The organism is Streptomyces montanus (assembly GCF_005786655.1).
GTDB classification, from domain to species: Bacteria; Actinomycetota; Actinomycetes; order Streptomycetales; family Streptomycetaceae; genus Streptomyces; species Streptomyces sporangiiformans.
In genome coordinates this window covers 158,574-170,976 of sequence record NZ_VBZC01000005.1, presented here as the reverse complement: position 1 = coordinate 170,976, position 12,403 = coordinate 158,574, and the positions used below count along the sequence as shown (strand labels likewise).

At 69.5% G+C, this 12,403-nt stretch carries 10 protein-coding genes; 2 read left to right on the top strand and 8 right to left on the bottom strand.

Going from position 1 to position 12,403, the window contains the following annotated elements:
* Positions 1 to 70: 70 nt before the first annotated feature.
* The 6 genes from FE633_RS05990 to FE633_RS05965 all read right to left on the bottom strand — a co-directional run bounded on the left by FE633_RS05990 (position 71) and on the right by FE633_RS05965 (position 7,778).
* Positions 71 to 2,200 (bottom strand): beta-galactosidase, encoded by a 2,130-nt coding sequence (locus FE633_RS05990; protein ID WP_138044013.1) that lies wholly within the window; start codon positions 2,198 to 2,200, stop codon positions 71 to 73.
* A 46-nt stretch (positions 2,201 to 2,246) separates the two neighbouring features.
* Entirely contained in the window at positions 2,247 to 3,197 is a 951-nt protein-coding gene (locus tag FE633_RS05985; RefSeq protein WP_246113448.1) for a carbohydrate ABC transporter permease, read from the bottom strand.
* Positions 3,194 to 4,063, bottom strand: coding sequence for a carbohydrate ABC transporter permease (locus tag FE633_RS05980; RefSeq protein ID WP_138044118.1), 870 nt, complete (start codon positions 4,061 to 4,063; stop codon positions 3,194 to 3,196). Before FE633_RS05980 ends, FE633_RS05985 begins: the two co-directional genes overlap by 4 nt.
* 162 nt (positions 4,064 to 4,225) lie before the next feature.
* The gene (locus tag FE633_RS05975) at positions 4,226 to 5,611 is read right to left on the bottom strand and encodes an extracellular solute-binding protein (protein ID WP_138044012.1); all 1,386 of its coding nucleotides are present in this window, start codon (positions 5,609 to 5,611) and stop codon (positions 4,226 to 4,228) included.
* A gap of 377 nt (positions 5,612 to 5,988) precedes the next feature.
* Positions 5,989 to 7,068 carry a LacI family DNA-binding transcriptional regulator gene (locus tag FE633_RS05970; RefSeq protein WP_138044011.1) on the bottom strand — a complete coding sequence of 360 codons (1,080 nt, stop codon included), beginning with the start codon at positions 7,066 to 7,068 and terminating at the stop codon, positions 5,989 to 5,991.
* Positions 7,069 to 7,247: 179 nt separating this feature from the next.
* Entirely contained in the window at positions 7,248 to 7,778 is a 531-nt protein-coding gene (locus FE633_RS05965; RefSeq protein ID WP_138044010.1) for a hypothetical protein, read from the bottom strand.
* A gap of 226 nt (positions 7,779 to 8,004) precedes the next feature.
* Here FE633_RS05965 and FE633_RS05960 point away from each other — a divergent pair, with 226 nt between their 5' ends.
* The gene (locus FE633_RS05960) at positions 8,005 to 8,391 is read left to right on the top strand and encodes a PPOX class F420-dependent oxidoreductase (protein WP_138044009.1); all 387 of its coding nucleotides are present in this window, start codon (positions 8,005 to 8,007) and stop codon (positions 8,389 to 8,391) included.
* On the opposite strand, the gene FE633_RS05955 is transcribed toward FE633_RS05960, so the two are convergent.
* On the bottom strand, positions 8,377 to 8,847 hold the full coding sequence (locus FE633_RS05955) for a GNAT family N-acetyltransferase (protein ID WP_138044008.1): 471 nt from the start codon (positions 8,845 to 8,847) through the stop codon (positions 8,377 to 8,379). The two genes, FE633_RS05960 and FE633_RS05955, sit on opposite strands and share 15 nt — an antisense overlap.
* Before the next feature lie 44 nt (positions 8,848 to 8,891).
* Positions 8,892 to 9,908, bottom strand: coding sequence for a zinc-binding alcohol dehydrogenase family protein (locus FE633_RS05950; protein ID WP_212747168.1), 1,017 nt, complete (start codon positions 9,906 to 9,908; stop codon positions 8,892 to 8,894).
* Between the two features lie 259 nt (positions 9,909 to 10,167).
* Between FE633_RS05950 and FE633_RS05945 the strand changes: the two genes are divergently transcribed.
* Positions 10,168 to 12,402 carry a hypothetical protein gene (locus FE633_RS05945; RefSeq protein WP_138044006.1) on the top strand — a complete coding sequence of 745 codons (2,235 nt, stop codon included), beginning with the start codon at positions 10,168 to 10,170 and terminating at the stop codon, positions 12,400 to 12,402.
* Position 12,403: the final 1 nt, after the last annotated feature.

Genomic DNA, 12,403 nt, shown 5'->3' with positions numbered 1-12,403 from the left:
CAGCCCCTCCTTTGGGGATGACCACGGTGATGTTCGGATTCGTTGGCGTTGCGGTGACGGTCCGTCGGCGTCAGGTGGTGACGAAGACCCGCACGTCCCACGCGCCGAGTCGCACTGCCGTGCCCGCGGGGACCGAGCCGCCGTCCAGGACGTCGGACAGCTCCACCGGGGCCTCGACGCGGGCCGGCTCCCAGCTCCAGTTGTGCACCACGTGGACGCGGCGTCCGTCGGCGGAGGTCCCGGTCGTCGCGGTGACGGACGCCGGGAGGTCCCGCCAGCCACTGCCTTTGGTGGGTGCCAGCCAGGCGGCCAGTGCCTGGGCGAGATCGTGTCCCGGCACGGTGCCGACACAGGTGACACGGCCCTCGCCGTGGCGGCGGGTGGTGACGGCCGGCCAGCGGCCGAAGTGCGGGTGCTCGTACTCGACGAGCACCTCCGCGTCGACGACGGTGAGCCCCTCGATCCACCGCGTCGCCGCCGCGTTCTCCGGCAACTCCAGCGGGCTGCCGGGCACGGCGCGGACCGGGACGTCGAGCACCAGGTTGCTGAACTCGTCGTACCGGACGCCCGCGGCCTCGACCAGACGTCCGGGGGCCGGCTCGTGGCGCGCCCGCGCCTCGTGGTCGGCGTAGGCGGTCCGCGGGCCGAGGACCAGGTGGCCGCCCGCACGGGCGTAGGTCTCCAGCCAGTCGACCGTCGCGTCGTCGACGACGTACAGCGCCGGGGCGATGAGGACGGGGTGGCGCCGGGCGGCCTCTTCGGGCGTCATCCCCTCCCGCTCACCGCGCGGGTCGCACAGCTGCCGGGCGTGGACGATCCGCACCTGGCGGCCGGAGTCGAAAGCGCCACGGTAGAAGGGGTCGAAGAACCGGTGGTAGGCGGCGGCGTCCGGTTCGCCGTCGGTGGTCGCCAGCGGCGGATACTTCTGCATGAGCCACTTGCTCGGCATCGAGTAGACCATCGTGATGTCGGCGTCCGGCTCCAGCCCGGCGACCAACGGGCCTGCTGCTTCGAACTCGGCTCCCAGACACGACAGTTCGGCGTACGTACGGCCCGGCTGACCGGTGTGCGGGAGGATGCCGCCCCAGTAGGTCTCGGCGCCGAAGTGCAGCGTGTGCCAGTGCCAGTACTCGATCATCCGTGCCCCGCGCGCGACGAGCGCCCACGCGGCCTGCCGCCACTGGCCGTCGTAGGGAGGCCGGTTGTCCCAGGGGAAGCCGATGGAGCCGGCGTTGGTCTCGGTGACCAGGAACGGTTCCTGGCGTGAGGAGAACATCCAGTCGGCCGTCTGGTACAGCGCCCAGACACCGGTGGTCTTCCAGATCTGCTCGTGGTCGTCGGGCGTCGGGTCGGGCAGCGCGAGGGCGTCCTGCATGTCGTAGTACGGGTTGCCCGAGGCGATGTCGAGGCAGTCGGTCATCTCGTCGTCCTCCACCCCGCGGCGGGTGTACGAGATGCATGTGGTGACGAACTGCTCGGGCCGGGCGTACTCGCGGACGATGTCGGCCTGCCAGCCGATGAACTCGGTCACCTGCCGGGCCTGGAACTCCCGCCAGGCGACGTCGTACTGCGGCTGGGCGTTGCCGTCCGGCGTCCACAGGTCGGCCCAGGTCGACAGGCGGTGCGACCAATAGACCAGGCCCCATTCGCGGTTGAGAGTCTCGACGTCGCCGTACCGGGCGCGCAGGTGGTCCACGAACCGCTGGAAGACACCGTGGTTGTGGAAGAGGTGCAGGCCCGGCTCGTTGTCCACCTGGAAGCCGATGACCGCGGGGTGATCGGCGTACCGGGCGACGATCCTGCGGATCACCCGCTCGGCGTGGAAGCGGAACGCGGGATGGGTGAAGTCGACCTCCTGGCGGGCGCCCCAGCCGAGGCGCTGTCCGGTGGCGCACTCGCCGGTGATCTCGGGATACTGCCGGGCCAGCCACGGCGGCACGGCGTACGTCGGGGTCCCGAGGATGACGGAGATGCCGCGTTCGTGGGCGCCGTCGAGCACCGGCTGGAGCCAGTCCAGTTCGAACCGGCCGTTCTCCGGCTCCCAGGTCGACCAGACCGACTCGCCGACCCGGATGACACTGAAATGCGCGTCGGCCATCAGGTCGAGGTCCATCTTCAGCCGTTCGGCAGGCCGTTCATGGGGCTGGTACTCGTGGTAGTACGCGGCGCCGAAGAGGACGCGGGCGGGCAGATCCGCCATGAAGGAAACCTCCGGAGGAGAAAGTGATGTGAGTACGGCGCGCGCGTCACTGCTTGACGCCGCCGGTGGCCAGGCCGCTCTGCCAGTACCGCTGGAGCAGAAGGAAGGCCACGATGAGCGGGATGATCGAGAGGAGGGACCCCGTCACGACGAGCGCGAGCATGTCGCTGTCCGCACCGGCCCCGCCTCCGAAGGCCTGGGCCGCCCAGGAGGAGAGCCCGACCGTGATGGGGTACAGGCGCGGGTCGTTGAGCATGATCAGCGGGAGGAAGTAGTTGTTCCAGGTCGCGACGAGCGTGAAGAGCACGACGGTCACCAGGCCCGGTGCCAGCAGCCTCAGCACGATCCGGAAGAAGATCCGGACCTCCCCGGCCCCGTCCATGCGGGCGGCCTCGAGGATGCTGTCCGGGACGGCGTCCTGCGCGTAGACACGCATGAGATAGAGGCCGAAGGGGCTGACCAGCGAAGGCAGGATGACGGCCCAGGGACTGTTGACCAGGCCCACCTTCGCGAAGAGCAGGTAGGTCGGGATCGCCAGGGCGGTGGTCGGGACCATGACGGCACCGAGCACCAGGTTGAAGGCGGCGCTGTTCCCACGGAACCGGAACTTGGCGAAGCCGTAACCGGCGGCTGCCGCCAGGAGTGCGGCCCCGAGCGCGCTGACGACGGCGTACATGACGGTGTTGAGCAGCCAGTGCGCGAAGACCCCGTCGTCGTGGGCGAAGGTCTCCTGGATGTTCGTCAGCAACCTCGGGGCACGCGAGAACCACAGACCGAACGTGCTGAACAGGTCCTGGGTGCTCTTGGTCGAGGCGATGACCAGCCAGAACAGCGGAAGCAGGAAGTAGGCCAGGGCCGCCAGCATGGCGATGGTCAGCGGGGTGCTGCGGCGACGGGCCGACGACCGGCCCCGCTCGCGGACGGTACGTGTCCGGCCTGACGCCGCGGTGCTCGTGGCCGCCGGGGTCGTGGCCGTGCGGGTCGTGGCCGTGGTCACGAGGTCCTCCGGCGGTTCGCGGTGAGCAGGATGGAGTAGGAGACGATCACGATGACCAGGCCCAGCAGGAAGGACACCGTGGCCGCGTAGTTGACCTGCTGGCCGGTGAAGGCGAGGGAGTAGGCGTAGAAGTTCGCGGTGTAGGAACTGTCGATGACGTCCGGGGCGATGCGCTGCAGCAGGACCGGCTCGTTGAACAGCTGGAAGCTGCCGATCACGGAGAACAGCAGCGTGAGCAGGAGCGCCGGCCTGAGCGCGGGCAGCTTGATGGACCAGGCGGTCCGCCAGGCACCGGCCCCGTCCATCGCGGCGGCCTCGTACAACTCGTGGGGAATGGTCCGCAGGGCGGCAAACAGAATGATCATGTTGTAGCCGACGAACTCCCACGTCACGACGTTCGCCAGACTCCCGAGCATCCATCCGTCGCTGAGGAAGTGCGGGATCGGCAGGTCCAGCTTCCTGCTCAGCTGGGCGAAGGGGCCGAAGTCCGGTCCGTAGAGGTAGCCCCACATGAGTGTGGCCACCACGCTCGGGACGGCGTACGGCACGAAGATGCCCAGCCGGATCACGCGCGCGAGCCGCAGCAGGCCGCTGTCGAGCGCGAGCGCGAAGAGCAGGGCCAGCACCAGCATCACAGGGACCTGGATCACGAAGAACTTCGCGACCCGCACGACACCTTGGGCGAGGAGCGGGTCCTTGACGGCGGTGACGTAGTTCTCCAGCCCGACGAACGTCGTCCCGCCGATGAGCTTTTGCCGGAACAGACTGAGGTAGGCGGCATACGCGAGCGGAGTGAGGAAGAGCAGGAGGAACAGCACCATGAACGGTGCGATGAACAGAGGGCCTGCCGCACCGTGCCGGAGCATGCCACCGAGCCGGTTACGCCGGTGACGCTTCGACCCTGCTCGGTGCGGGTCCTCGGGGGAGGCCGCGGTAGTGGCAGTCATCAGCGGGCCTTTCTTGGGGATGGGGCTGTCCCGGTCGCGGGTCCCTGCCCTCGCGAGGGGGGGGCGAGGACCCGCCGGGCGTCACGGAGCCTTGACGGTGAAGCCCTGGCTCTTGGCGTAGGTGGTGAGTCGCTTCTGCCACTGGTCGAGCGCGGCCACGGTGTCGGTCTTCCTGGCGAGGGACTTGCCGACGGTCTCGGTCCAGTCCGTCACGGCCTGGTCGAGGAAGGGCGGCCACTGGAACGAGGGGGTGACCGTGTCGCTGACGTCTGCGAACACCTGGTTGACCTTCTGCCCGCCGTAGAACGCGGGCGCGTCACCGGCGAAGGCGGAGTCCGCGAGCAGCGCCTTCGTCGCCGGGAAGAAGGACTGCTTGGTGGTGAACAGCTTCGCGCTCGCGGGGTCGCTGTTGAGGAACTGGGCGAACTGAGCGGCCGCGATGGGGTTCTTGGTCGCCCTGGTGACGGCGGTCGTCGAGCCGCCCCAGTTGCCCGAACTCGGCGCCGACGCGTCCCATTGCGGCAGCGGGGCCGCACGCCACTTGCCGGCGGTGGACTTGGCCGAACCCGCGAGGAAGACCGGTCCCCAGGCAGCGGTGATCCAGGTGGCGTACTTGCCCTTGTTGAGCGCGGAGAACCACGCGTCGGTGAAGTCCGGCTCCACGCCGATGACTCCCTCCTTCGCGAGACCGCCCCAATACGCCGCGAGCTTCTTGGAGACCGCGTCGTCGACGCTGATGGAGAGGTCGCTCTTGCCGGAGGTCGCATACGGCTTGGCGCCCGCCTGCCACAGCAGGCCGTGCCACGCGGCGGCCTCGTTCGCCGCCAGGTTGGTCATGTAGATCTTCGGGTTGGCCTTGTGGAGCTCCCGCGAAGCGGCGGCGAACTCGTCCCAGGTCTTCGGCGGCTCGATCCCGTGGTCGTCGAAGATGTCCTGCCGGTACAGCATGCCCATCGGGCCGGTGTCCTGCGGGATCGCCCAGACCTCGCCGTCGCTGCCACTGACCTGCCCCCACGTCCAGTCGACGAACTCGTCCTTGAGCTCCGAGGCGCCGTACGGCCGCAGGTCCAGCAGACTGTCCGTGATCGTGAACGTCGGGATCGCCTGGTACTCGATCTGGACCGCGTCCGGAGCGCCCTTGCCGGCCTTGAGCGCCGTGCGCAGCTTCGTGTAGTGCGCCACGCCCTGGCCGGCGTTGACGACCTTGACCTTGATGGCCGGGTACTTCTTCTCGAAGAGCGCGACCTCCTGCTTGATGTCCGGGACCCAGGTCCAGAACGTCAGCTCGGTCGGCGTCTTCATCGCCTTGTCGATGTCGGCCTGGCCGACCGGCTTGGCGGAGGACGAGCCGCCGGAGTCGCCGCTGCCGCCACACGCGGACAGCGCGGCGCTGAGCGACGCCGCTCCCGCCGCGGTGAGGAACAGCCGACGGCTCATCCGGGAAGGGCCGGCGTTGAATCTGGGCATGGTGAACTCCCGCCGATGGGCGAAGGGGACGGCACGGCCTGGCGAGGGCGCGCCGAACAGGGATGAGTAGGAGGAGAAGACGGGACGGGCAAGAACAGCGGAGGAGAGGCCTGGGGTGCCGAACAGGCCCACGAGGTCGGCCTGTTCGGGTACGCGCCCCCGGCACGGGCGGTGACCGGCCGACGCACGCCACGCATGCGGTACGCAGGGGAGTCCGTGGGAGAGGGGAGAGAAGCGCGGGACGGAGCAGCGGCCGGTCCGGCTACTGCCTCAGGGCGCGCACCGCCGTAAACGGGTGCCGTTCGGGCTGGTGGACGCTGACCGGTGGGGGACAGGTGGCCCCTCGTCGGAGATCGCGGGACCGTGCGGGCCGGCCACTACCCGGGCGGAGAGGTGGTGCGCCGCTCGCGCCCCGGGGTCGTCCGGGGCGGCCGAGGCGCGGTCGAGGCGCGGACGACGAGGTCGACCGGTGGGTCGCTCGCCGCCAGAGGGTCGGTGTCCGGCTTCTCGATGGCGTGCACGAGAAGCCGGAGTCCTTCCTGCGCCACGGCGTCGAACGGCTGACGCACCGTGGTCAGGGGAGGAGTCACATAGGCGGAGACCGGGATGTCGTCGAAACCGACGACACTGACGTCGTCCGGCACACGCCGGCCGGCTTCCGCCAGCGCGCGGATCAGACCGATGGCCATGTCGTCGTTCGCGGCGAACACCGCGGTCACATCACGGTCGGAAGCGAGCTCGCGGCCTGCCGCGTACCCGGAAGAGGCCGACCAGTCGCCCTCGATGACGGGCGGTTCGTCCCTGCCGCGTGCCGTGAGCGCCGCTCGCCACCCTTCGAGGCGGTCCCTGGCGGCGTACCACCGCCGCGGACCGGCGAGGTGATGGACGGTCGTGTGTCCCAGGTCCAGCAGATGCTCGGTGGCCGCGCGCGCCAGCAGATCGGAGCCGACCCCCACGGTCACGGCGCGAGGGCCGGCGAACGCCGGTGGCGCACCGAGGACAAGGACCGGCACGTCGGTGCTGAGGGACACCGGTCCCTCATCGATCGGCTCGGAGATGACGATGCCGTCCACACCCTGCTCGAGCAGTGAGTCCACAGCGCCCGCGACACCCGCCGGGTCGCCTTCCATCGTGTTGACGACACGGAGGGCGTAACCCGCGTCCCGAGCGGCCCGCTCGACGCCGATGAGCAGCGAGGCGGGCCCGTACAAGGCCGTTCCGAGCGACACCACACCGATCGAACGAGACCGTCCGGAGGCCAGCGCCCGGGCCGCGTGGTTCATCCGGTAGCCGAGCTCTTCAGCGGCTTCGAGTACACGTCGGCGCACCTCGGCGGAGACGTACTGCTCGTCGTTGAAGACCCTGGACACCGTTTTCTGCGAGACCCCCGCCCGACGGGCGACGTCGGCACTGCGCGGCACAGGGGAACTCCCGCCCCGTCTTACCGGTCCCGTCATGACGTCTCCTGATGGCCGCTCGCGGAATCCAGCACAGTCTGCCGTACGGCTGCCATGTGTCTGGCGTGCGTCGGGCGTATGACTGCGCTGTCATGTCTGCGCAGTCATATGTACGCAGTCCCGGCGCCGCGCGTCAAGAGTTTCGGCATGCCTGCCCGTCGACAGAGGTGCGGCTGTCCTTACGTACGCGTCTCGTGGAGGGCGCTGCGAGCGGTGTCCACGAAGTGCACGACCGACTCCCAGTAGGGCCTGTAGCAGGCGTCGAACCGCTCGGCCGCGTCCGGCTCACCGGCGATCATGGCCCCGAGTGCCCGGTAGTTGTCGCTGGTGGACCGCCGGAGCCGGTCCGCGGCCGAGGCCACTTCGGGCGGGCCCTCCAGATCCGCCACCCAGACGCGCTGACGCAGCACGGCGTACTCGCCGCGGAGCCGTAGCCGCAGATCCTTGAGTGTGAGGAGGCGGTCGTCGGCGTCGCTGATCTCGTGCGTGTCGGTCACCTTCCAGTAGAGGTCGCCCATGCGCTGGGCCTGCTCGATGACGTCGACGTACGCGGCCCGCCGGGCCGCCCGGAGCCGATCCGTCCGCACGGTCGCGGCGGCCGCGTCCGCCTGGATGCGCGCCGCCCGGGCGGTGCCGCGGCTGGTCACCCAGCTCGCGAGCACCGCGGTCGCGGCCGTCAGCGCCGCCACCCACAGAGTGCTGTCGCCCATGATGTGAAGGCCCCCAACCGTCAGTCGAGCAGGGCGACTTCGTGGTCCGAGAGGTCACCGAGTCGCCAGGTCCCCGCGGCCGCCGCGTTGATCGTCTCCGAGGTCATCGTCGGAGTCTGACACGGGCGACGCGGACGGGGGAGCGTAGGCCGAAAGTGCCTCCTCGACCCCTGCCTGGACCAGGGGCGGCGCGGGGCCGGGAATCCGTGGCGCCTAGACTCCGAACGTGGATACCACTGCGCTGGAGCGGCTCGGCACCGCCAAGTACCTGCTGATCACGAGTTATCGGAAGAACGGCACCGAGGTCGCGACCCCCGTGTGGGTGGTGCGGGACGGCGAGACGCTCGGTGCCTGGACGGCGGCCGACTCCTGGAAGGTGAAGCGGATCCGCAACCGCGCCGACATCCTGGTCGGACCGTGCGACGTGCGGGGCAAACCGACCGGCGAGCAGATCCCCGCCACCGCCGAGGTCTGCGACCAGGAGGGCACCGCTCGCTACCGCGACCTCATCGCCCGCAAGTACGGCGTCCTCGGCCGACTCACCCTGTTCGGCAGCCGACTGCGGCGCGGGAAGCAGGGGACGGTCGGGATACGGATCTCACTCGTGCCGTAGCCACACGTAGGCGACGGGCTGCAGGGTGTTCCAGGCTTTGGCCAGATCCGGGTCGACGGTGACGAACCCCGCTCCGCGATAGCAGCGCAGAGCCCTGTCGTTGTCCGGGTGCACCCGCATGAAGACATCGGAGTGCCCGGCGCTTTCGGCCTCGGAGAGCAAACCCCGGACGAGGACGCGCCCGAGGCCCCTCCCGCGGGCCTCGGGCGCCACGATGATCCGTGCCAGCTCGACCTCGTCCTCCTCGGCGTCGAACCACAACTCCCCGTACGCGACGACCCGTTCACCCTCGACGAGCACACGCGCCGCCACATCGTCGTCCCGCTGCCACCCGAGTACGGTCCCCTCGGTCACGGGAAACTCTCGCTGTCCGCACCACATCGCGACCTCCGTGGCGGAGGCGGGCCAGCTCGCCACGGTGATCGCGTGAGCGGCGGTGAAGGGAAGAAGGTTCATCAAGGTCCGTTCGCCCTGGAGGCAGGGGGTATGCGGCGACGGTGTCAGGCCCGCGGTCCCTTCTCGTTGACCAGCACGGCCGCCCCGTCGAAGCGGCCCGCCTTCAGATCCTGGAGCGCCTGTTGTGCCTCGGCCAGAGGATACGTGTGCGTGGTGGCGTGTACGTCGTAACGGGCCGCGAGGGTCAGGAACTCCCGGCCGTCCTCACGGGTGTTGGAGGCGACGCTGCGCACCTCCCTCTCGTAGAAGAGCTCACGCTGGTAGTCGAGCGGCGGTACCTCGGTGAGGTGGATGCCCGCGATCGACAGGACCCCGCCGCGGTCGAGGGCCCGCAGCGCGACCGGGACCAGGTCGCCGACCGGGGCGAACAGGATCGCGCTGTCGAGCGGTTCCGGCGGTGCGTCGTAGGCGCCGCCGGCCGAGGCGGCGCCCAGGTCGAGGGCGAGGCGCCGGGCGGCCGGGTCGCGGGTCAGCACATGGACGGTCGCGCCCTGTGCGAGCGCCACCTGTGCGCACAGGTGCGCCGAGCCGCCGAAGCCGTACAGGCCGAGGCGCCCGCCCGGAGGCAGCGACGCGCGTCGCAGCGCGCGATAGCCGATGATGCCCGCGCACATCAATGGGGCGAGGGCGACGTCGTCGAGGCCGCCGGGCAGCGGATAGGCGAAGGCGGCGGGCACGGTGGTGTATTCCGCGTAGCCGCCGTCGGCGTCCCATCCGGTGTAGACAGAATGCGGGCAGAGGTTCTCGTTCCCGCGCGCGCAGTACGTACAGGTTCCGTCGGTACGTCTCAGCCATGCCACGCCGACCCGGTCGCCGAGGTCGTATCCGGTCACCGCCTCGCCCATCCCCGCGACCCGCCCGACGACCTCGTGACCGGGTGTCACCCGCGGTCGGCGCACCGGCAGATCACCCTCGGCGACATGCAGGTCGGTGCGGCAGACACCGCAGGCGCTCACGTGGACGAGGAGTTCGTCGGGGCCCGGCGTCGGGACCGGTTTCTCGACGAACCTCAGGGGTCCCTGCTCGATCGGTCCCGGCTCGGCCACTTCCCAGGCGTGCATGGTCGTCATGTCGTCGTCCCTCGGTCATCGTCATTCTCTCGGTACGGAATTTCATCTTCGGTGTATTTCTGAATCGCCAGTGAACCGGCGAATCGAATTGCGTCGTATTTCTGAGGGACAACGGAAAGGATCGTTGACGCGAACGTGGTGCGGTGCCAACGTGCAGCACCAGTCCTCCCGGCCGGCCGGGACTCCGGGTGGTGTCGTCCGGACACCACCTGCTGATTGGAGCATTCAGGCGAACGGAGGACTTGTCGCCATGTCAACAGCCAGTGGAGACCCGACCACGGGTTCGGCCGACTTCTCAGCGGCGCCCTTGGCCGACGCATCCTCTCCCGACGAGTGGGAGAGCAGCCAGAACCCGGTCACGGAGGAGCCCCTCACCGAGGCGCAACCGGCTTCCCAGGAGCCGGTGATGGAAGCCGCCGCGACCCCACAGCCCGGCGCCGCGGGCAGTGCCGCCGCCCCCGCCCCCGCCCTCCGCCCCACTCGCGGCCGGTACCGCGGCACCGGCGGCGGCTACCAACTGGACCTGCGCGTGGACGTCGACAGCGTGCCGGGCGGCCCCAAGGTCCTGCGGAAGGTCAGCGGCGACTTCTTCAGCACCAGCGGAGGCACGACGGCGTACTTCGGCTCCTTCGTCGTACACGCCCCCTCGGTCTCCTGGAGCGCGACCAAGGTCGTCATCAAGGGAGTCGGCAGCTACACCTGGCAGGCCGGCTACCCGATCGTGCAGGTCACCATCCCGCGCCGCAGGACGAACCAGCCGCCCGGCGCGGCGACCGTGCAGTTCTTCCGGCCGCCCAACCAACCGGGTGCCACCTACGTGTGCCCGTACGTCTCGCCGTACTTCCGCACCGTCGAGTGGGAGCAGGACTCCGTGACCGGGTCCGTGCCCTTCCTCTCGTACAACACCGGTTCGCTCCCGCAGCCGCCCAACAGCCCGGCCCGCATCCTCACCGTGCCCCGCGCCTTCGCCGAGGCCGGCATCGAACTGCTCGTGTCCGGCACCGCCAACGTCATCGGCAACAACCAGAACGGCTGGACGAACACCGAACTGCACGCCGCGATGCAGACCAACTTCAGCCTGTGGCGCAACGCCCCGCAGTGGAAGGTATGGCTGCTGGTGGCCAGCGCCTACGAGGGCATGGCGGGCGTACGCGGCATCATGTTCGACGCCGCCGACGCCTTCCAGCGGCAGGGCTGCGCCGTCTTCTACGACCTGATCAAGGGCACCGACGCCGAATCGCAGCGCGCCCAACTGCGCACGTACGTCCATGAACTGGGGCACGCCTTCAACCTGCTGCACTCCTGGCAGAAGAACCTGGCGCAGCCCCCGGCCCCGCTCGGCGGCAACAACGGCCTCGCCGACCTCTCGTGGATGAACTACCCGCAGAACTACCAGCCGTTGAACGGAAACGGCGGGGCGGCCGCCTATTGGGGAGCTTTCCCCTTCCAGTTCACCGACAACGAGCAGATCCATCTGCGGCACGGCTTCTACAAGAACGTCGTCATGGGGGCCAACGCCTTCGGTGTGGGCGCGGCCGAAATCGAGCCCGAACTCTTCGACGAGCCGCTCGCCGACGAGTCCGGTCTCCGCCTCGACCTGCGCGCCGACAAGAACGGCTTCGCGTTCGGTGAACCCGTCGTCGTCGAACTCAAGCTGGAGACGACCGACCTGCGCGGCCGTTCCACCCACAACCACCTCCACCCGGACGACGAACTCGTCAACATCGCCATCCGGCAGCCCTCCGGCCGCACCGTGCTCTACCGGCCGCTGCTGCGCCGCTGCGTCGACCAGGACCAGACCGTACGCCTGGACACGAGCAGGCCCGCCCTCTACAGCAGCGCCTACATCGGCTACGGCCACGACGGGCACTACTTCCAGCAGCCCGGCACCTATCAGCTACGCGCCTCCTATGTGGCCTCGGACGGGTCCCGGATCGTCTCGCCGGTGCTGCGGCTCACCGTCAGGCACCCCGTCAGCCAGACCGACGTGCAACTCGCCGAGCTGATGATGGGCGAGGAGCAGGGCAAGATCCTCGCGCTGCGGGGTTCCGACTCCCCGTCACTGCAGTCCGGCAACGACGCGCTGCAGGAGATCATCGAGCGCCACGGCACGCACCCCTTCGCCGTGTACGCGCGACTGGCCAAGGGACTCAACTTCGAGCACGAGTTCAAGAGCCTGAGCCCCGACAAGGCCGAGCTGACCGTACGCCCGCCCGACCCCAAGTCCGGGATCGAGCAGCTCAGCCAGGTCGTCAAGGTCTCCGAGCAGGGCAAGGGGGTCGACAACCTCACCCTGAACCTGGCCACGCGCCGCCTGGCCCGTGCCTACGCCCGCCAGGGTGACCTCGAAGAGGCCAACACGACGCTCGACCGCCTGGTGCGGCACTTCGGCGCGAAGAAGTTCAAGCCGTACGTCGTGGATGCCGTACGGGACCAGGTCGACACCACCAAGGCCCGGCTCACCGCGGAGTTCGGCGACGGCTGAC

What these genes read in the sequence shown, in the direction of transcription:
- FE633_RS05990 (WP_138044013.1), bottom strand. Translation starts at nt 2,200, where the DNA reads ATGGCGGATCTGCCCGCCCGCGTCCTCTTCGGCGCCGCGTACTACCAC.
- FE633_RS05980 (WP_138044118.1), bottom strand. Translation starts at nt 4,063, where the DNA reads ATGCTCCGGCACGGTGCGGCAGGCCCTCTGTTCATCGCACCGTTCATG.
- FE633_RS05975 (WP_138044012.1), bottom strand. Translation starts at nt 5,611, where the DNA reads ATGCCCAGATTCAACGCCGGCCCTTCCCGGATGAGCCGTCGGCTGTTC.
- FE633_RS05970 (WP_138044011.1), bottom strand. Translation starts at nt 7,068, where the DNA reads ATGACGGGACCGGTAAGACGGGGCGGGAGTTCCCCTGTGCCGCGCAGT.
- FE633_RS05965 (WP_138044010.1), bottom strand. Translation starts at nt 7,778, where the DNA reads ATGGGCGACAGCACTCTGTGGGTGGCGGCGCTGACGGCCGCGACCGCG.
- FE633_RS05955 (WP_138044008.1), bottom strand. Translation starts at nt 8,847, where the DNA reads ATGAACCTTCTTCCCTTCACCGCCGCTCACGCGATCACCGTGGCGAGC.
- FE633_RS05950 (WP_212747168.1), bottom strand. Translation starts at nt 9,908, where the DNA reads ATGCACGCCTGGGAAGTGGCCGAGCCGGGACCGATCGAGCAGGGACCC.
- FE633_RS05945 (WP_138044006.1), top strand. Translation starts at nt 10,168, where the DNA reads ATGTCAACAGCCAGTGGAGACCCGACCACGGGTTCGGCCGACTTCTCA.